The sequence below is a fragment of the Rhizobium sp. NLR8a genome, from assembly GCF_019685235.1.
Taxonomy (GTDB): domain Bacteria; phylum Pseudomonadota; class Alphaproteobacteria; order Rhizobiales; family Rhizobiaceae; genus Rhizobium.
Map to the genome: position 1 here is coordinate 364,140 of NZ_JABDWI010000007.1, position 19,729 is coordinate 383,868.

Below are 19,729 nucleotides of genomic sequence, written 5' to 3' on the forward strand. Positions count from 1 at the left end.
TTAGCGTCGGGCGGCTTCCGTATTTGATTTGAATCAAGGAAGTTTGCGACGAGCGGGCAGATGATTGCGCTGTCGTCACGGCTGCAACCGCGGCCGGTCGGAGGATCGTTCGATGGCAAACACTGTTCTTCATGCTCAACCTGCAAGTTCCCCGGCGATGCCGGGGCATGTCTCCGTGCCGGTGCTCGGCGCGACGCTCGCCGCCTTCGCCACCATCTCATTCCTGCTGTGCATGCTGCTCGGTTTCATCTCCCCGGAATGGGGTCTGCATAGGCCATGGCTGCAGTTCTACCTGGGGCTGACCGGTTTCGATGTTCGAAGCTTGGTGCTCGGCATCGTTCAAAGCCTTATCTTCGGCGGCTATGCGGGTGCGCTGATTGCCACTATCTTCAATTTCATCAGCCGACGTTTCGGCTGAGGGGGAACGGAGCCGGACAGATGGCCGCCGACCGCTGCTGTTTCGATTGGATGAGCGCATTGCAGGCCGTCCTGATCGCGCTGGCGCTTCTTTTCGTTCCGGCGTCCGGCTTGCAAGCGATGCAATGCCATGACGGTTCGGTTCATGACCCTTCGGTCCAAGAGCAGTTCGAACGCTCCCCCCTCCACAGCGATGCCCATACCTGGCGTCATACCGGCTCTCAAGCACCCGACCATACAGCCTGCTGCTCCGCGCCATGCGGTTTTTGCATTGCCGCGGTCTTGATCGACCGTCTCGAAGCTCCGGCAGCCCAAAGTTCTTTTCTTCCTTTTGCGTGGCGCAATCAGACCGGCAGCGGCCTGGCGTCTCCTCCCACGCTAGGCCCTCCTCGTTTCCCAGTCTGAGGATGCCGGATTGCGCCTCGGCGCTATCCGGTCGTTCCGCGGGCCTCCTTGCGGACACCCAGACCAATGGTCGGCACCGCCGATCCGGATAAAGGACCAACTGCAATGAATCGCCGTAATTTCTTGAATGGTCTGATGGCCGGCGCTGCAGCGCTCGGCACATCGACCGGCCTTCGACCCCTCTGCGCCTTCGCGCAGCAGGCCGGACCCTCATCCGCACCACAGATGACACCTCATGCACTCTCGATCGGCTATCGAACCATTGAGGTGAAGGGCAAGTCCGCCCGCGTCTTCGGCCTCGTCCGACCGGACGGAACGCCGGGACTCGCGTTGGACGCCGGAACGGAATTCGACGTCGTGCTGTCGAGCGCCATCGACCAGCCGACGCTGATCCACTGGCACGGTCTGACCCCGCCCTGGGCTGCAGATGGCGTCCCAGACAATCCGGCCGCACTGCTGAAGCCATCGGAAAGTCGCCACTACACCTTCCCGGTTGGCGCGGGCGGTACGCACTGGATGCACGCCCATACGCTACAGGAGCAGAACCTGCTCGCGGCTCCGCTGATCGTGCAGGCGGCAGATGACAAGCTGCGCGACGAACAGGAGGTGATCGTGCTGCTCCACGATTTCTCGTTTCTGTCGGCGGAGGAATTGCTGGCAAAGCTGAAAGGGAACGGCGCCTCCGGCGGCATGCCGGCTCACCTCGGCTCGATGCAAGGTATGGCCGGCATGCAGCATATGATGTCCGGCGACAACATGGCGGGCATGGCGACGCCGGCAATGGCCATGGATGTCAACGACATCGACTATGACGCCTATCTCGCCAACGACCAAACGCTCGACGATCCCGAGATCGTAAAGGTCGAGAAAGGCGGCCGAATCCGCCTGCGCATCATCAACGGCGCCACCGCCACCGCATTCACCATCGACACGGGGAGCCTCTCCGGGGAACTGTTTGCCGTCGACGGGCAGGGCGTGCAGCCGGTCGCCGGGACGTCCTTCCCGGTGTCGATGGGACAGCGCCTCGACATTCGCCTCAGCATTCCGAAGGATGGCGGCGCGTTTCCCGTCCTTGCTCTGCGCGAAGGAGCATTGGAACGCACAGGCGTGATCCTTGCCACGGCTGGCGCGGACGTTCGTAGGGTCGCGGACGCGGGTGACGCCAAGGGGCCAGTCCTCGGGCTCGGTCTGGAACAGCGACTACTTTCCCTGAGACCGCTGGCTGCTCGCGCCACAGACCGCCTCTTCAAGCTGTCGCTGGGCGGCGACATGGCCTCCTACGCCTGGGGCATCGACGGCGCGGACGGTCTGGTGGTCAAACGCGGCGAGCGGATCGAGATCGCCATCACCAATTCCTCGATGATGGCGCATCCGATGCACCTGCACGGGCATCATTTCCAGGTGGTCGGCATCAACGGAACCCCCGTCGCCGGCGCGGTCAGGGACACGGTTCTGCTGCCGCCGATGGCGAGCGTCGTCCTGGCGTTCGACGCCGACAATCCCGGCCGCTGGCCGCTGCACTGCCATCACCTCTACCACATGGCGTCGGGCATGATGGCCTTCGTCACCTACGACGGCATCGGTTGACGCGGCTCCGAGAACCGCGAAGCCTCCTGCGAATTCATTAGAACGAGGCATCCTCATGAACGACAATCATCCTCCGTCGGCCTGGAGCAGCTACAGCCGAACCGTCTTCATCGCCTTCGCCGCGATCGCGCTGGCCCTCATCGCATACGAACACCGTGTGCATGTCCTCGGCATCCTGCCATGGCTCCTCATCCTGGCCTGCCCGCTGATGCATCTCTTCATGCATCACGGCCACGGCGGTCATGGCGGCCATTCCGGCCAGGACCATGCCAACTATCGGGCTGGCATGAGCAAGCAGGACCGGAAGGAGGCCGACGATGTCTGACACCCCTGCCTACGGGCTCTGGAGCCTGGTGATCATCAATTCCGTGGTGTTCATCGTCTTTGCCGCGAGCTTCACGAAGCTCGGGACGAATCGGGACTGGCGGTCGCTCGGTCCTTTCTCCGCCTTCGTCGTCGCGCTCTTCACGGAGATGTACGGCTTCCCCCTGACGATCTACCTGCTGTCCGGCTGGCTCGGGCGCCAGTTCCCGGGCGTCGACTTCTGGTCGCACGACGCCGGCCACCTTCTCGAGATGATGTTCGGCTGGCGGGTCAATCCGCATTTCGGGCCGTTTCACCTCGCCAGCAATGTGCTGATCATCGCCGGCTTCTGGCTGCTCGCCTCGAGCTGGCACGTGCTCTATGCCGCTCAGCGCGAGAATCGCCTGGCGACCACAGGTCCGTACGCTCGCGTCCGGCATCCGCAATACGACGCTTTCGTTGTGATCATGATTGGATTCCTGCTGCAGTGGCCGACGCTCGTGACGCTCGCGATGTTCCCGGTGCTGGTGTGGGTGTACGTGCGACTTGCGAGGCGGGAGGAGGAGGCCTCCAGAGCGGAGTTTGGAGCTGCGTGGGACGCGTATGCCAGAACCGTTCCGCCATTTATTCCGAGGCTTGGTCATGGCGCGGATGCAGCCGGAAGCAGTCGAGGAGGAGCGGTCCATGACTGACCATCACTCGCATGAAGCCCACGCGCACGCCCATAACGATCATTATCGTCATCAGGAAGACAAGAAGCCTGTCGTGCAGGTGGGCACTGCTCCGAGGCCTCTGGAAGGCGTTATCTATACCTGCCCGATGCATCCGCAGATCCGGCAGGTCGGACCCGGCACCTGCCCGATCTGCGGCATGACGCTGGAGCCCGAGGTCGCGACCGAAGCGGCAGGACCGAGCGCCGAGCTCGTCGACATGACCTGGCGGTTCTGGATCGGTCTCGTGCTGACCTTACCGGTCCTAGCCCTGGAGATGGGAGGTCATCTCACCAACCTGCACATGCTGCTCGGCGCGCAGCTTTCCAACTGGATCCAGCTCGTGCTGGCAACGCCGGTCGTGCTCTGGGCGGGATCGCCGTTCTTCAAGCGGGCCTGGGCCTCGCTCGTCAACCGCAGCCTCAACATGTTCACGCTGATCGCGATGGGAACGGGCGTCGCGTGGGTCTACAGCGTCGTCGCAACGGCGGCACCGGACATCTTTCCTGCCACGTTCCGCGCCGCCGACGGTTCGGTTGCTATCTATTTCGAGGCGGCCGCAGTCATCACCGTGCTGGTGTTGCTGGGCCAGGTGCTTGAGCTCAGGGCGCGGGAGCAGACCGGCGGCGCGATCCGGGCGCTGCTTGATCTTGCCCCGAAGACCGCCCGCCGCATTCGGGACGATGGTGCGGACGAGGACGTCGTGCTCGATGTTGTCGCAGTTGGCGACCGCCTGCGCGTCCGTCCGGGCGAGAAGGTCCCGGTCGACGGGGAGCTGCTAGAGGGGCGTAGCTCCGTAGACGAATCCATGATCACCGGCGAATCCATGCCGGTCACGAAGGAGGTAGGCGCCAGGCTGATCGGCGGCACGATGAACCAGAGCGGTGGTTTTGTCATGAAGGCGGGCAAAGTTGGACGCGACACGATGCTCTCGCAGATCGTCCGCATGGTAGCCGAGGCCCAGCGCTCCCGCGCGCCGATCCAGCGGCTCGCCGACCAGGTGTCGGGCTGGTTCGTCCCAGCGGTGATTTTGGTCGCAGTCGCTGCCTTCGTGGCCTGGGGCGTCTGGGGGCCGGAGCCGCGCTTCGCCCACGGCCTCGTCGCCGCCGTCGCCGTGCTGATCATCGCCTGTCCGTGCGCGCTGGGGCTGGCGACGCCGATGTCGATCATGGTCGGGGTCGGACGTGGCGCGAGGATGGGTGTGCTGATCAAGAACGCCGAGGCGCTGGAACGCTTCGAGAAGATCGATACGCTCGTCGTCGACAAGACCGGCACGCTGACGGAAGGCAGGCCGAAGGCGACTGCATTGAAGGCCGTCCAAGGATTCGACGAATCCGAACTCCTGCGGCTGGCCGCAACGCTCGAACGTGCCAGCGAACACCCACTCGCCGCGGCCATCGTCGCCGCGGCGCAGGAGAGGAGCCTTGCCCTGGGCGAGGCCCGCGAGTTCGACAGTCCCGTCGGCAAGGGCGTCACCGGTACGGTCGACGGGCGGAATCTCGTCATCGGCAGCCATTGGATCATGGCCGAGGCCGGCGTCGACTTGTCGTCGCTCGCGGCCGAGGCCGAGACGCTGCGCGGCGAGGGTGCGACGGTGATCTACGTAGCCATTGACGGCAAGGTGGGCGGTCTCATCGCCATTGCCGATCCAGTCAAGACGACCACGCCCGCCGCGCTGCGTTCGCTGAAGGAGGAGAACATCCGCGTCGTCATGCTGACCGGAGACAACAGGACGACGGCGCAGGCCGTGGCGAGAAAGCTCGGCATCGACGAGGTCGAGGCCGAGATCCTGCCGGAGGACAAGGGCAAGGTGGTCGCGCGGCTCCGAAGCGAAGGACGCGTCGTCGCCATGGCAGGAGACGGGGTCAATGACGCCCCTGCACTTGCCGCCGCCGACGTGGGCATCGCCATGGGAACGGGGACCGACGTGGCGATCGAGAGCGCGGGCGTCACGCTGCTGAAGGGCGACTTGCAGGGGATCGCAAAGGCCCGCAAGCTCAGCCATGCGACCATGAGCAACATTCGCCAGAACCTGTTCTTCGCCTTCATCTACAACGCGGCGGGCGTGCCCATCGCTGCAGGCGTACTCTATCCCGCCTTCGGGCTGCTGCTCTCGCCGATCATCGCGGCCGCGGCCATGGCGCTGTCATCGGTCAGCGTCATCGGCAACTCGCTCAGGCTGCGCCGTTCGGCCATTGACTAGGTGACCTGCGGCTCGCCCGCTGGACACGGCATTCGCATCCATCCTGTTCCCGGCAAGCGGGCGCGGATAGAACCAGCCAAAGGAGAAACGACATGGGAATGACAATGCCAAATGTTATCCTGCTGGCCGCGGCGATTGCCGTCGGCAGTGCAGAGCTCGCCCTTGCGCAGACGAGCGGGGCGGATCCCCATCATCCTGCGGACCCGGCGCAGGCGACTCAGCCGTCGGGAATGGAGGACACGACCGTGCAAGGCCAGGGCGCGATGCCGGGCGGATCAGGCATGATGCAGTCCGGCATGATGGGACAAGGCAAAGGCAATACGATGCCAATGCAGTGCATGATGATGCAGCCTGGCGCGGCCGGGGGCATGCCGATGCAGCCCGGCATGATGGGGGCGATGCCAACGATGGCTATGCGCGGACCCATGATGAAGATCATGTTCGCGATCGCCGACACCGACGGGGATGGCGCGCTGTCCTTCGAGGAGGTGACGGCGATCCACAAGCGGATCTTCGGTAGCGTAGACGCCAACAAGGACGGCAAGGTCACACCCGAAGAGATGCAGACGTTCTGGAGGCCATAGCGGAGGCGACCCCGAAGGCCCTGTCGCGAAGCCTCCAAGGATATGATAGGATCGAAATGCATTCACCACGGGAGGGGTAAATGCGCCGTGTCCTTCTGACTTTGCTCCTTTGCGCGCAGTCCGCATCGATGTCGGCGGCGGCCGAGCTTGCCGTATTCCACACCGCTTCGTTCGGCGGCAGCCGGTCGGTCAGCCTCAGTCTAGCGGAGGGAACTGCGTCCCGCGATCACGCCTTCGACTTCGACGTCGTCATCACGCTGTCGGAATTCGACGGTGGCGGGGCTGTGCTCTATCAAGACGGAGGAAGACACAAGGCGAGGGTGCGATGCGTTTCGCCCGCCATGGTCCGGATCAATTCCGCCGACTATGCGGTTGACGTTTCGGCGCGGCCGGGAACCGACTGGAAACACGATCTCTGGTCAGCGCTCTGCAACGCCCCGCTCTCCTGATCGGCATTGCGGCATGCTTTGTTCAATCGACGCGTTAACCCTTCGGCGGGCGGATTTCCATGAACACGTATGAGGCACCGATCCCCGACGGGATCGCATAAACGTCGTAGGACGCCTGCGGGTCGTCGCCCATTCCCAACGAACCGGACGGCATGCCCGGCACGGCCAGTCCCCGGAGCGGCGGCCGCTCCCGCAGCAGTCGCTGGACGGCCTCGAGTGGCACGTGTCCCTCGAGGTAGTATTCCTCGACGACGGCGGTGTGGCATCCCACCAAGTCGGCGGGAACGCCCAGCCGAGCCTTTACCGCGGCGAGGTCGTCGGTGTTGTGGGCATCGACGGAATATCCCGCCGCAGCCATAGCCTTCAACCATTCGTGACAGCAACCGCAGTTCGGATCCTTGTAGACCGTCATTCTCGCCGTTGTGGCGGCGAAGGCCCCTCCGCCACGAAGCGCAAGGGCGGACGCCGCCATTGCGATGAAGCTTCTCCTGTGCATCGTCTCCACTCCTCGATGCCCTGTCGCCCGGATGTATCCGAGCGACAGGGAGTGCGTTATTTTACTTCGGTGACGGTCAGCTTGCCATTCACGCGTTCGGCAACGAACTCGATGCTCGATCCTTCCTTCAGCTTTTCGAGCAGAGCCGGGTCCTCGACGCGGAAGACCATCGTCATCGCCGGCATGTCGAGGTTCTTCAGGTCCTCGTGCTTGATGGTGACCTTCTTCGCCTTGGCGTCGACCTTGTTGACCACGCCCTTGGTGAACTCCGCAGCAAACGCACCGAAGGCTGCACTGAAAGAGAGCAGGGCGGCTAGGCTGATTTTGATCATTGCAGTTTTCATTTCATGGCTCCTTTTGCGCGTTACTTCCCGGCGACGGTGACGTCGCCGTGCATGCCGGCTTCGTAGTGGCCGGGAATCAGGCAGGCGAACTTGAACTCGCCGTCGGTGGTGAACTTCCAGACGATCTCGCCGGATTGACCGGCCGGAAGGCGGATGGAGTTGGCGTCGGCATGTTCCATTTCCGGGAACTTTTCCATCACCTTCTTGTGCTCCAGGATCTTTTCCTCCTGATCGAGCACGAATTCGTGGTCGACGGTGCCGGCGTTCTTGATCGCGATCTTGATGGTCTGTCCCTTGCGAACGTTGAAGACCGCGGGCGTGAACAACATCCTGCCGTCGTGGGTTTCCTTCATCGTGACGCGGATCGTCTGTGTCGCCTTGGCCTTGTCGCCAGGCTCTCCGACAGCCATTTTCTCGCCGTGACCGCCGGCGTGATTGCCGGAGGCGAGGGCAGGGGTTGCAAGCGCGGCGAGTGCCAGTGCCATTACATAATTCTTCATGCGTAGATCCTTTTTGATGTGGGATACTGAATCTCAGCCGTTCGTCGGCTTCGGCGTGATTTGCGTCTTCGCGTCTTTGGCCCTGGCGGCGTCCGGCAGCTCGCCAGTCCACTCCCAGGCCTGCGTTCCGGGCGGGTTCTCGTACCAGCCCGGATCGGAGTAATCGTCCGCCGAGATGCCCTCGCGGACCTTCACGACCGAGAACATGCCGCCCATCTCGATCGGGCCATGCGGCCCCCAGCCGGTCATCATCGGAACAGTGTTCTCGGGAATGGGCATTTCCATTTCGCCCATATCGGCCATGCCCTTGGTGCCCATTGGCATGTAATCCGGTTGCAGCTTCCTGATCTTCTCGGCGAGCTTCGACTTATCCGCGCCGATGAAGGTCGGGATGTCGTGGCCCATCGCGTTCATCGTGTGATGCGACTTGTGGCAGTGGATCGCCCAGTCGCCGAGGTATTTGGCGTCGAACTCATAGGCGCGCATGGCGCCGACGGGGATATCGATGCTCACCTCCGGCCATCGAGCCTCGGGCCGCACCCATCCGCCATCCGTGCATGTCACCTCGAAGTCATAACCATGCATGTGAACCGGGTGGTTCGTCATCGTAAGGTTGCCGACCCGCACTCGCACGCGGTCGTTCCTGGAAACGACCAGCGGGCTGATGTCCGGAAACACGCGGCTGTTCCAGCACCACATGTTGAAGTCGGTCATCTCCATGACCCTCGGCACATACGAGCCGGGATCGATGTCATAGGCGTTGAGCAGGAAGACGAAGTCGCGGTCGACGCGCATGAACGCGGGGTCCTTGGGATGGACAACGAAGAAGCCCATCATGCCCATGGCCATCTGCACCATCTCGTCGGAATGCGGGTGGTACATGAAGGTGCCCGACTTCACGAGATCGAACTCGTAGACATAGGTCTTGCCGACCGGAATGTGCGGCTGCGTCAACCCGCCGACGCCATCCATGCCTGACGGCAGAATCATGCCGTGCCAGTGAATCGTCGTGTGTTCCGGCAGCTTGTTGGTGACGAAGATGCGCACCCGGTCGCCTTCGACCGCCTCGATGGTCGGACCCGGAGACTGGCCGTTATAGCCCCAGAGATATGCGGTCATGCCGTCGGCCATCTCGCGTTCGACCGGCTCTGCGACGAGGTGGAACTCCTTGACGCCGTTGTTCGTCCGGTGGGGCAGGGTCCAGCCGTTGAGGGTGACGACCGGCTGGTAATCCGGGCCGGAAGTCGGATGGAGCGGCGGCTGCATGTCCGCCGACTCCATTGTCGCGGCGTCGGGCAGACCCATCGCCGAGGTTTTCGTCCAGGCGCCGGCCGCCAACAGGGATGCGCTCGCACCGAACAGTTGTCGTCTGTTGAACATGGTGGGTTCCTTTCTCAATGGCCGCCGCCGCTGCTGCCGGAAGCAGCGGCGACTTCGGTCTCTGCCGGCGCGCTGGTCGCGCCGCCGCCGTAAATCGCAGGCGCAAGGTTGGCTTCGGCGAGCCAGAAATCGCGCTTGGCGTTGACGGAGAGCAGGATGGAGTTGATCTTGTCGCGCGTGTCGGTGAGCAGCTCGAAGGTGTTGGAGATCATGCCGTTGTAGGTCAGGAGGGATTCCTCCTCGACCTTGGTGCGCAGCGGCACGACATTGTTGCTGTAGTGCCGCGCGATGTCGTAGTTCGAGCGATAGGCCTCGTATGCCGAGCGTGCTTCCGAGCGGACGTTGACGGCCTTCTCCGCGAGCTGGTTTGCCGCCCGCATATAGGCCAGCTCGGCCTTGCGCATCCGCGCCTTGCCGGTGTCGAAGATCGGGATCGCGAACTCCAGCTCGACCTGGCCGGTGGTTCTGGTGATCTTCTCCTCGTCCTCGATTTCCCGTTCCGTTTCGAAGCCAGTCAGGATCTCGAGATCGGTGACATAACGCGTCGCTTTGGTGAGCCCGTACGACCTTGCGGTTGCCTCCAGCTCAAGCTTCGCCACCTGAAGATCGATGCGGTTCCTCAGAGCCTCGGCCTCGATCGTATCGCGTCGGGCGACGGCCTTGGGCAGCGGCGGCAGGCTGTTCGGAATCTGGTAGTCCAGGTCGGCCCCCCAGAGACCCATCAGCCGTGTCAGTTCCTCCTTGGCGAGACGAGCTGCGAGGCGCGCCTTCGCGGTCTCGCCGGCGAGCTCGGCGACGAACACATGTTCGCGCGCCTGGGCGCCCTTGGTCATCGCGCCAGTCTCGCCAAGTTTCTCCGCAAGTTCGGAAGCAGCGTCCGCCGTCGCCTGGGCGCGTTGCAGCTGCCCGACATTCTCCCAGGCGGCCACCGCCCCGATCCAGGCGCCCCGCGTCTCGGCGGCGACCTGTAGCGTTCTTACGGCAGCGGTCAGTTGCGCCTGGCGGAAGCGGGTGTCGGCGATCGCCACGTCACGGTTCCTCGTCGCAAGCGCCAGGATGTTCGTCGTGATCATCCCCTCGATGGTCTTGAAGGCCTCCAATCCAGGTGTGCCGAAGCCTGTCGTGCCGATGGAGACTGTCGGGTTGATGAGCATGGTCGACTGCCAGGCATCGGCCGCACTGTCGCCGAGATCGGCGTAGGCAGCCTGAAGGCCCTTATTGTTGAGCAGGGCGATCTGAACCGCCGTCTCGACGTCGAGGATTCTCCGTCGCGCGAGCAGATTTTTGACCTCTGCGGCGACAGAGCGCGCCTGAACCTGGTTCTGGATCCAAACCGTTTGCTTTGCCGTCGCTATTGCGGTCTTGTCGGCAACGGAAGCGAACCCTGCTTGCTTGCTGGAATATTCGGCGCCCGTGACGCAACCGCTCAGCACCAGCGGGACCGCCAGCACGGACGTTAATTTTCTGAGGCCGATCATGAGGCGTCTCCTTTCGCGGGAGACTGCAGATCGTTCTGTCTACGCCACGGCTTGGGATCGACGGGCTGCCTGCCAACATAGCCCGAAACCGGCGACCGATATGCGATAGGGCGCGGCGAGGGCTGTTCGATCGCGGCGGAAGATGCCACCACGTCGGGAGGAAGCGTGGATGCGCAGCCGCCGATGACAAGCGGCAGCCCCACCACGAAAAACGAGCGTTTCATTATGAAATTTCCGAATAAGAGATAACCTACGGGCGCTCGCCCGAAGCCAGGCGGCGACCGAATGGACCCGATCGAGCGGGCGCGTCTCTATTCAGATATTCGGAGGGCGGTGGAGCGGCGGCTGTTCGCCGAAGGTCGTGCGGTCGTCCAGGAACTGCCGGATCGAGGTTACAACTGGCCCACCGACGTAGGGGCTTTCACAAATGATGCCGAGGCCGCCGCAGAAATCCTTGCAGCATTCCTGCTTGACGAGCTTCGATGGACCTCCATCGTCATCGGGCATATCGATGCGCGAATGGTCGTGGTGGCCCGCTTCCGCCAAGTCGTGGCCTTCATGGGACGGCATCATCTCTGCGGCGGCGACGCGCAGTTCCGGGAATGCTGAGCCATGCATCGCCGCACTGGCGTTCGCCAACGAGTACCCGGCCAGTGATACAACGATCACCAGCCGCATCATAACGAGCAACATGCTCACTGTGATTCGGTACATCTTTGCCATTCCCGAAGAGCTACAGGTAATGCAGCCCGTTTTCAATCGCGGACCTAGCTATTGCCGACATGAGTCCTTAATATGACGCATCCCGCGGGGTTGAGGCTGGCCACTTAGACGTTTTTTTGCTGGCCGCGGCAGCAGCATCCGGTCCACTGTCTCGTCACGGGCGACCAGCGTGTGCCAGGCCGCTGCGGCAAGATGCAATGCCACCATCGCCAGGATGATCTTCGAGCCCACGACATGGTAGTGTGCGATTCCGAACCAGAAATAGCTGGCGACGCCCCCCATGCAGGCCTGTCCGATGATTGCGGCGTAGAAGACGTGATGAAGCGCCGTGGCGATCCGTCCGGTCCATGTGCCGGGCGCGGCAGGCTCGGGCGGCTGAAATATGCGGAGAACGAGCCGCACGCCCATCAGCAGGCCAATGCCGATCCCCGCGTAGTTGTGGAGCTGATGCTGGACGACGTCCCACGCAGACGGCGTCATCCCCATGTGGACTGCATGATGAATTCTCTCGATGCTGCCGCCAGTCAGATACTGCACCGGCACCATGAAGGCGACCAGCCAGTGAAGCCCTATCTGAACGAGCGAATAGCCGCCTCTCATTAATCCACTCCGAGCCAGAGCCGCAGATTATTCGGCGGCGGTTAACGCTTCGTCATCGGCCCATTGCCGAGAACATCGGGGAGGGTATCCGCCCTCTTGCTGCCCAGATGAGAAGGGATATGCGTGGAAGCGGGATCACGTCGGCTTGGGAAATAACTCTATGAGACGGACCTTTTTCGTGACGACTTTTGGACTGCTCCTTGCCATGGGAGCCGCTCTCTTGACGGCAGTCCCGTCGCCGGCCGCCGAGGATGTCGTGGCGCTTCGGCAGGCGGACATGAAGGCCATGGCCGCCGCGGCAAAGACAATTTCCGGCATGTTTAAGGATCCGGCGAGCTACAAGGCAGCCGAGTTCCGATGGGCAGCAGACACCATCCGCGACAGATCCGGCGTCGTTCTTTCCGAACACTTCGTATCCGAGGCGACCAGCCCGCAATCAAAGGCCAGGCCGAACATTCTTGAGGAGCGCGAGCGGTTCGACCGCATCGCAAACGACCTGCGCGACTACGCCATCGCGCTCGACGCCGCTGCGCAGAATAATCCGGGACCGATGCCTGCCGACATGCGCATGAAGCCTGGAGAGGCCATGGGCAGCGGCCCGCTCGGCACTCACGTCCGAAGCGAGCAGGAGCTGTCGGCAATGCCGGCGGAGCACGCCTTTCACCTCATGCTGCAGACCTGCACGACGTGCCACGCCCGCTTCAGGGCGCAATAAGCACAACTGGTGTCAAGCAGCCATATTCGAAGCCGCCGACATCACATCCCGAGGCGCGGGACCGCCGAACAAGTTGCGCCCACCTTCCTCGACTTCCGTGAAACACCAGCGCACGACGCCATCGCGGTCGAGCAGGAATTCGCCGACAAGCTGGCCATGGCCGGTGGCGATCATCCGCGTATCGTCCTCCGTGAATTCGTAGCCGTCGGCCTTGTCGAGATAGTCGATCGCCGCCATCACATCCATGGGCTCCGGCAGCTCGCCCGGCATGTCGATCCGCATTGAGGACATCGTGCTCATGCTGACCTTGTGCGGCCATTCGTTCTCGGATTCGGTGAACTCGATATTCGGCAGGCCGAAGGCTCTGTGCGATACCCGTTCGGGGTCGGAGGCGGCCAGTAAATTGGGAAGCGGGTGGTAGCGGAAATAGAGGCGCGCTCGCTCGATTGGCGTATTGACGACTGTCAGGCTGTCGATGCCTTTCTCCTGCAACGCACCGGTGAGTTCGGCCATGGCGGCGATCTGCCGGCGGCAGAAGGGGCAGTGTAGGCCACGAAACAAGCCGACGAGCACCGGCTTCTGACCGCGGAAATCATCGATGGCGATCTTGCCATGGCGGGTGATCGCATCCAGCACCACGTTGGGCGCGCGATCTCCAGGCTGTAATGGTTTATCGGCGTGGTTCTCCTGCATTGTTAGTTCCTCCCTGTATGTTTCTGAATTATCTGGTCTAATTGATGCAGAGCTAGATACGAAGCCCTCAGTCGAGAAACGGCAAGACGACGAATGTGCCGGGGTCGAGCTTGTGGCGGATGCACACATCCTGCGCCAGCGCGAAATACCGTTCCGCTTCATCCATGTCGTCGTGTTCAAGGCTCAGTGTCGCCAAGCCATCATAACACGGAAAGAGCAGTTGCGGCTCGTCAATTTCCTTCGCAACCTCAAGGGCTTCCTCGTAATACTTACGAGCTAGCTTCGGCTGCCCATGACATTGGTGTATCTGACCGAGCACGATCAGCGGTACGGAGAGATGGTCGCGCTGATCGAGCGCCCGGTCGATCTCCACCGCCTTTTCCGCCGCCGGCACGCCCTCCGCTCCGCAGCGATCTGTGAAGGTGCAGCAGGAGACCGCGAGATTGGCGAGAAGACGCGCCTGGAAGCCGAGATCGCCGATACGAGTGGCGACCTCCAACCCGCGCCGGCAGATTCTGATGGCGTTGGCCGGATCGACGATTGTGTAGAGAACGCCGAGGTTGGAATAGGCGCGGCAGGCGGCACTTTGCAGATCGGCCTTTTCGGCGACCGAAAGGCTGCGCTCCACTTCCTGCACGGCATCACGGCGGCGTCCGAGCCGCGCCAGCGCTGCACCCTTGGTGTTCAGCGCCTCTGCCATCGCCCGCGCCGCCTCCCGTCCGGCCTCCGTCGTTCCATCGATCGGCAGCGTTTGCAGGCATTGCAGCGCCTGTGTCGCCCATTCGGCGGCAGCAGCCTGGTCGCCGGTGCGGAAGGCGAGGTGGCCGCGTTCCTGCAGGAGATGCGCATGTTCGACCGGCGCATCGATCGGCGCGATCATCGCTTCGGCTTCGGCGCAATGGGCCTCCGCCTGATCGCGACGTCCCGCATCGAGATGCAGGCGGCTGATCTTGCGCAAGATTCTCGCCACGGAGATCCGATCATCTTTCACGCGGTGGGTCGCAAGTGCTCGCTGATAATGGTTCAGGGCGGCCTCACGCCGGCCGGCAGGACCGCAGAGATCGCCAAGGCGCTCCAGCAGCGCCGATTGCTCCGGCGTCACCTCCGGCTCGTCGGCAAAGGCAGCAAGAGCCTGACGGTAGAGACGCATGGCATCGTCATTGGCGTAAATCTTGCGGGCCATATCGCCCGCCGCCATGAGATAGCTGGCGCCCTTGGCCTTTTCGGTGGTCAGGCTAAAATGATGGCCGAGCTGCGCCAGATGCTCCGCCCGATCCGGCGCCACGCCATATTGGCGTTCCAGCGCCCGGCCGATCCGTCGGTGAAGCTCCATGCGCCGTTGCAGCAGCAGATTGTGGTAGATGACATCGTGCATCAGCGTCTGGCTGAAGCGATAGCCCGGCGCTATCTCGGCGTCCGGCCCGCGCAATTCCTCGATGATATTGGCATCGCAGAGATAATCCAGCGCCGCATCGATGCCGCCCGGGTCGGTCGCGACGGTGCGGAGCAGGGCGGTATCGAACTTCGGGCCGACGACCGCCGCCTCTTGCGCCAGACGCCTGATCTCCTGCGGCAGCCGGTCGACGCGGGCAAGCAACAGGGCCTGCAGATTGACCGGTATATCGACATCCGCGTCTTCGGCCGCGACATGCCAGCGCTGGCCGTCATTGTGCAGCGTGCCCATGTCGATCAGCCCGCGCAGGATTTCTTCGATGAACAGCGGATTGCCGCCGGCGCGATCGAGGATGCGCTTGCGCATCGGCGCCGGCAGCTTGCCGTGACCCTCGCCAAAAAAGGCGGCAAGCAGCGTCTGCCCATCGGCAGCGAGGAGGGGGCCGAGACGCTGGACGGTGACGCTGACGCGATTGGAGTCCAGCGGGTCCGTCTGCGACGTCGGCCGATAGATCGCGAGCAGCATCAGCCGGCTGCGCTCCAGCCGGTCCATCATGAAGCGCAGCACCTCCAGCGAGGCCGCATCCGCCCAGTGGAGATCCTCGATGACAAGAAGGAGAGGGCCTTGCGCCAGCCGCCGCTCGAAAACGGTGCGGACCGCATAGAAGATCTGCCGCCGCAATTGTTCCGGCTCGATGTGCCGGAGCGCGCCATCGGGATCGCCGAAGCCGAGAACATGCAGAAAGAGCGGCAAAAGCGCCTCGATGTCGTCAGGCCTGAGATCGAGGGCGCGGAACCCTGTTGTCAGCAGTTGCCGTGTCTTGTCGGGATCGTCGCGCTCGCCGATTCCGTAGGCGCTCCGCACGACCGCGGCGAGCGTGCCGTAGGATTGTTCGCCGAGGGGAGAACAGCTGGCTCTGCGGATGGCAAGGCCGGGGAAACGATCCGCATCGGCGGCGGCCCCGACGAATTCGCTGGCCAGACGCGATTTGCCGATTCCTGCTTCGCCGATCAGGCGGACAAGCTGCGCGGCGCCGCCACAGGCAAGGTCGAGGCCGGTCAGCAGGCGCGACAATTCCGCGTCCCGTCCTACCATCGGCGCCTGAAGGCCGAAACTTTCGAGCCCGCGCGCCCTATGCGGCGCTTCCAGCAGCCCGGTCAGCCGATGCACGAGCACGTTTCCACTCTTGCCGCGCAAGGCCTGCGCGCCGAGGCTGTCGAAGGCAAAGGCGTGGCGGGTGAGGCGATAGGTCAGCGGACCGACGAGAATATCGTTTTCGCCGGCCATGGATTGCAGCCGTTGCGCGGTGTTCACCGTGTCGCCGGTCACGGAATAGGATTTCGCACTGGCGGCGCCGAAACCGCCGGTGACGACAGGGCCGCTGTTGATGCCGATATGCAGACGCAGCGGCACGCCGGCGCGCGATTGCCAGCGTTTGCCGACTGTAGCGGCACGGTCGATCATATCAAGTGCGGCGCCAAGCGCCCGCACCGGGTCGTCCTCATGGGCGGCTGGCGCACCGAACAGCGCCAGAAGCGCATCGCCGACAAATTTGTCGACGAAGCCGCCATAGGCTTCCACCGCCCGGGTCATCTCTTCGAACAATTCGTTCTGCAGCGCCCGCATGACTTCAGGATCGATCTGCTCGCTTAGCGAAGTGAACCCGCAGAGATCGGCAAAGAGCACCGTCACCGGCCGCCGGTCGGCATCGCTATCGGCTTCACCCGGTGCTGTCTCGATGGCCGGTTTCGCGGCGGGCTGGGTCTTGCTTGAGATCGATGCGCCGCATCTCGGGCAGAAGGCAAAATCCGGCTGACATGGATAGCCGCAGGCCGCGCAAGAGAGAGGTTGCTTTGAGCCGCATCGCGGACAGAAAGCAAAACCGCTCTGAATATCGAAACCGCAGCCGGCGCATTCCATCGCAGGCATCTCACAAAAACCCGATATGCGACAGCGATATCGGCCGCTGCCGGCGGGCTTCTCAACGGCGATAAGAATGAACCTGCTGACGAAGACCCGCAAGCACAAACAGCCGCCGGCCAACCTTATCGGCCTGCTGCGGTTCCCTTATCCGTCCGACGGCAAAATTCGATCAGTTGCTCCGAGGTCATTGGCCTTGCCAGAGCGTAACCTTGCAGCAGATGGCAGCCGAGATCTTTCAGGATCTTCGCGTGCTCCATTGTCTCCACTCCTTCGGCAACGATGTCGATGTTCTGTGACCGGCCGATTTCGATAATCGAGGAGACCAGACGGCGTTGAGAAGGCGAGGCGATGATCGGCTTGACAATCTCTCGATCGATCTTGAGCCTTCGGGGTTCAAATCGAAGCAAGCTGACGATACTGGCATGTTCCGTGCCGAAATCGTCAATTTCAATTTCTATGCCGAGCGCCTTGATTGCTGGAATCACCTCATTGAGAGCGGGCTGAAGCTCGTCGAAGGAGATTGTTTCAAGCAGCTCGAAACACAGGCGCCCCCTCGCTGCGGGAAGCGCCGAAAGCTCGGCAAGGAGATTCGCCTGCGCCAGTCGGCGCGCCGAGATATTCACTGAGACCCGTGGGATTTGGAGTCCCAAACCGTCCCATCTCGTCAGCTCGAAGAGTGCCTTTTGCAGGATCAGCTTATCCATGTCGCCACTACGGCCGAGCCTTTCCGCAGCATCAAGAAACTCGGTCGGGCCGAGCAGACCTCTTCGCGGATGGTCCCAGCGGGCGAGGGCTTCGACGCCTGCGACTGCCAATGTGGATGCGTCGAACTGCGGCTGGAAGAACGCTACAAACTCGTCGCGTTCGAGCGCTTGATTGAATTCATCCGCCAGTTCTTTCGAATGAATTGCGGCGCTGCGAAGCTCTTCCGTGAAAATGGCCGCGCGACCGCGACCCGCCTTCTTCGCCTCGTAGAGAGCCAGATCGGCATTCAGAAGCAATTGGCTGAGGTCCCGACGAGAAGGTTCAGCCTCCCAGGCGACACCGACGCTTGCTCCGACCACATATGCTGCTCCATCGATAAAGATGTTGCGCTGAAGCGCGTCGACAATCTGCCTGGCCAATTCGGCTGCTTTAGGCTCCGGATTGGCGCTCCAGCTGGCGAAAATGAACTCGTCTCCACCGATGCGGGCCGCGACGTCGTTCGGGCCGGCCAAATCGGCGAGCCGCAAAGCCGTGGTCTGGAGGACGATGTCACCGCCAGCATGGCCTTTCGTGTCGTTGATCTCCTTAAACCGGTCAAGATCGATATGAATGAGGATCAGGCAATCTTCCGGAGCGGGCCGCGGCGGCTGCGAGATCATCTGGTCGACGAACCGCCGATTGGGAAGTCCCGTCAGTGCGTCGTGCAGTGAGAGGTATTCCAGGCGCTGACGGGCGCGAACGAGCTTCTTCTTGTGCAGGCGAAGTTTTTCGATGGTCCTTTGGCGCGACCTGGTCAGAAAGCCGACCCAGACGATGGGGGCAACGACACAGAAGGCCAATAAACTTGCATAGAACTCGAAGGCGCCGATCCCGTTATTTCTACCCCATCCATGCTTCGGACGCGCGGCGAGGGTCCATCGGCCGTAGGTCATATCCACATTTGCCACGACCGGTTGCCTTTGAAAGGTCTCCAGGCTGCCGAGAAAAACCTGTTTGGGCGATTCCGGCTCCGGTTCGGTGCTGATGGCAACCTCAAGGTCGGTCGAACGAAGACCGCTATCGCCGTAAAGCCTTGGAATATCGATGATTCCGGAAAGAAGGCCCCAAAAGATCTGGCTATTTCCATCGGTGACATAGACAGGGCACCTGACCACGAAGGCCATTCCGCCTTGGACAAGCTCCACCGGGCCGGTCAAGACGATATTGTGGGTGTTGCGCGCCAGCATCGCGGCAGCCCGTTGCTTCTCATTCTTCCGGTAGTCGAGCCCGATGGCTCTTTCATTTTCCATTTCCGGATAAACCCATCTGACGACCATGTCCGGCGCCGCGGCGAAGCTTCGCAATTGTGAATCGGGCTGCAGGATCCGTGCTGCAAGTTTGGAGAACCCGTTCTGACCCATTGCGGGATCGACGGAGATACCCGCCGCCAGCCCTTGCAACAGTTTCACATTGCTGTTCAGGTTCGTCTGCAGCCGAGATGATATCGTGGCAAGCTCGCCGGCAACGACCGAGCGTTCATCGGCCAAAGAGCGCTCCAGCCGCCAATTCGTTGCCACCCAGACGACGATGACTGCAATAATGGCCGCAAATACCGCTGGCGCGAACGCGCTCACGTGGCCGGTTAGGCAGCCCGCGCGGCTGCGCGCTATCTCTGGGTCTTTTCGAAACGTCATCAGCTCGCCGGTGTGGTGGTAAGAGCGTATCCTTGCACAGCTTCTTTAAGGCAACGCTAAACCGACCAATACGGTTCGAATGTCGTCAGTCCGGCATGCACGAATGGCTAGATTTTTGCAGGGCCGGGGACACACCGCGCGGCGCTATCAGTCCCATCCGCCTATCTCCCAGGTCATCAAACCCGGGGAGAGTGACATTCTTACTTTGCAGATACAGGACACTTTAACTTTGCGGCTACAGGTGATTGTCAAAGCTGATTAGAGATGCGGCGCCGCTGGCCAGTTAGAAATGCGACGCTCTGGCTGTCCCGGCCCTGCCGGTCAGCCCCCGATCCGACCGGCTGGGCCGGATTGCAGGGAGGAGCGGGGGCGGGTAGGACGCACCCCTTCGGCTTTAGCTTTGAGACTATGTCCCTCACCATTCATTCCGCAGCCTCCATCCGCGCCA

20 protein-coding genes are annotated in these 19,729 nt (G+C 62.5%); 9 read left to right on the forward strand and 11 right to left on the reverse strand.

Translation table 11 applies throughout. The annotated features are described in order from the left end of the window. The first annotated feature begins 112 nt into the window (after positions 1–112). From HJC04_RS16100 to HJC04_RS16135, 8 genes are all read left to right on the forward strand, one after another. Positions 113–418: a hypothetical protein gene (locus HJC04_RS16100; RefSeq protein WP_221146619.1), complete on the forward strand. Its 306-nt coding sequence runs from the start codon at positions 113–115 to the stop codon at positions 416–418. Positions 419–438: 20 nt separating this feature from the next. Continuing rightward, positions 439–822, forward strand: coding sequence for a hypothetical protein (locus HJC04_RS16105; protein WP_221146620.1), 384 nt, complete (start codon positions 439–441; stop codon positions 820–822). 105 nt (positions 823–927) lie between these two features. Then, positions 928–2,409 (forward strand): multicopper oxidase family protein, encoded by a 1,482-nt coding sequence (locus tag HJC04_RS16110; RefSeq protein WP_210631345.1) that lies wholly within the window; start codon positions 928–930, stop codon positions 2,407–2,409. A gap of 55 nt (positions 2,410–2,464) precedes the next feature. Then, positions 2,465–2,734, forward strand: coding sequence for a DUF2933 domain-containing protein (locus HJC04_RS16115; protein WP_210631344.1), 270 nt, complete (start codon positions 2,465–2,467; stop codon positions 2,732–2,734). Further along, positions 2,727–3,404 carry an isoprenylcysteine carboxylmethyltransferase family protein gene (locus HJC04_RS16120; protein ID WP_210631343.1) on the forward strand — a complete coding sequence of 226 codons (678 nt, stop codon included), beginning with the start codon at positions 2,727–2,729 and terminating at the stop codon, positions 3,402–3,404. Before HJC04_RS16115 ends, HJC04_RS16120 begins: the two co-directional genes overlap by 8 nt. After that, a complete protein-coding gene (locus HJC04_RS16125) occupies positions 3,397–5,625 on the forward strand; it encodes a copper-translocating P-type ATPase (RefSeq protein WP_221146621.1) in 2,229 nt (742 codons plus the stop codon). Before HJC04_RS16120 ends, HJC04_RS16125 begins: the two co-directional genes overlap by 8 nt. A 92-nt stretch (positions 5,626–5,717) precedes the next feature. Next, complete coding sequence (locus HJC04_RS16130; protein ID WP_405047655.1) at positions 5,718–6,209, forward strand: EF-hand domain-containing protein; 492 nt, start codon at positions 5,718–5,720, stop codon at positions 6,207–6,209. A gap of 80 nt (positions 6,210–6,289) precedes the next feature. After that, positions 6,290–6,658 (forward strand): hypothetical protein, encoded by a 369-nt coding sequence (locus tag HJC04_RS16135; RefSeq protein ID WP_210631341.1) that lies wholly within the window; start codon positions 6,290–6,292, stop codon positions 6,656–6,658. Positions 6,659–6,692: 34 nt separating this feature from the next. On the opposite strand, the gene HJC04_RS16140 is transcribed toward HJC04_RS16135, so the two are convergent. From HJC04_RS16140 to HJC04_RS16175, 8 genes are all read right to left on the reverse strand, one after another. Continuing rightward, complete coding sequence (locus HJC04_RS16140) at positions 6,693–7,154, reverse strand: DUF411 domain-containing protein (protein ID WP_210631340.1); 462 nt, start codon at positions 7,152–7,154, stop codon at positions 6,693–6,695. A gap of 56 nt (positions 7,155–7,210) precedes the next feature. Then, positions 7,211–7,498, reverse strand: coding sequence for a copper-binding protein (locus HJC04_RS16145; RefSeq protein ID WP_210631339.1), 288 nt, complete (start codon positions 7,496–7,498; stop codon positions 7,211–7,213). A gap of 20 nt (positions 7,499–7,518) precedes the next feature. After that, positions 7,519–7,998, reverse strand: coding sequence for a plastocyanin/azurin family copper-binding protein (locus tag HJC04_RS16150; RefSeq protein WP_210631338.1), 480 nt, complete (start codon positions 7,996–7,998; stop codon positions 7,519–7,521). A 33-nt stretch (positions 7,999–8,031) separates the two neighbouring features. Further along, positions 8,032–9,378, reverse strand: coding sequence for a multicopper oxidase family protein (locus HJC04_RS16155; RefSeq protein ID WP_210631337.1), 1,347 nt, complete (start codon positions 9,376–9,378; stop codon positions 8,032–8,034). Between the two features lie 14 nt (positions 9,379–9,392). Further along, entirely contained in the window at positions 9,393–10,856 is a 1,464-nt protein-coding gene (locus HJC04_RS16160; protein WP_221146622.1) for a TolC family protein, read from the reverse strand. Beyond that, on the reverse strand, positions 10,853–11,080 hold the full coding sequence (locus HJC04_RS16165; protein WP_210631335.1) for a hypothetical protein: 228 nt from the start codon (positions 11,078–11,080) through the stop codon (positions 10,853–10,855). The genes HJC04_RS16160 and HJC04_RS16165 overlap by 4 nt, the downstream gene beginning before the upstream one ends. A 91-nt stretch (positions 11,081–11,171) precedes the next feature. Further along, on the reverse strand, positions 11,172–11,570 hold the full coding sequence (locus HJC04_RS31770) for a hypothetical protein (RefSeq protein ID WP_247241736.1): 399 nt from the start codon (positions 11,568–11,570) through the stop codon (positions 11,172–11,174). Positions 11,571–11,627: 57 nt separating this feature from the next. After that, on the reverse strand, positions 11,628–12,179 hold the full coding sequence (locus HJC04_RS16175; RefSeq protein ID WP_221146623.1) for a cytochrome b: 552 nt from the start codon (positions 12,177–12,179) through the stop codon (positions 11,628–11,630). A gap of 160 nt (positions 12,180–12,339) precedes the next feature. On the opposite strand from HJC04_RS16175, the gene HJC04_RS16180 reads away from it, so the two are divergent. Then, positions 12,340–12,894: a cytochrome c gene (locus tag HJC04_RS16180; RefSeq protein WP_221146624.1), complete on the forward strand. Its 555-nt coding sequence runs from the start codon at positions 12,340–12,342 to the stop codon at positions 12,892–12,894. A gap of 12 nt (positions 12,895–12,906) precedes the next feature. Here the strand turns inward: HJC04_RS16180 and HJC04_RS16185 are convergent, their stop codons facing one another. From HJC04_RS16185 to HJC04_RS16195, 3 genes are all read right to left on the reverse strand, one after another. Further along, positions 12,907–13,587, reverse strand: coding sequence for a peroxiredoxin-like family protein (locus HJC04_RS16185; protein ID WP_210631331.1), 681 nt, complete (start codon positions 13,585–13,587; stop codon positions 12,907–12,909). A 67-nt stretch (positions 13,588–13,654) separates the two neighbouring features. Continuing rightward, positions 13,655–16,900 (reverse strand): adenylate/guanylate cyclase domain-containing protein, encoded by a 3,246-nt coding sequence (locus tag HJC04_RS16190; RefSeq protein WP_210631628.1) that lies wholly within the window; start codon positions 16,898–16,900, stop codon positions 13,655–13,657. Positions 16,901–17,025: 125 nt separating this feature from the next. Beyond that, entirely contained in the window at positions 17,026–19,281 is a 2,256-nt protein-coding gene (locus HJC04_RS16195) for a bifunctional diguanylate cyclase/phosphodiesterase (protein WP_221102537.1), read from the reverse strand. Positions 19,282–19,729 lie beyond the last annotated feature (448 nt).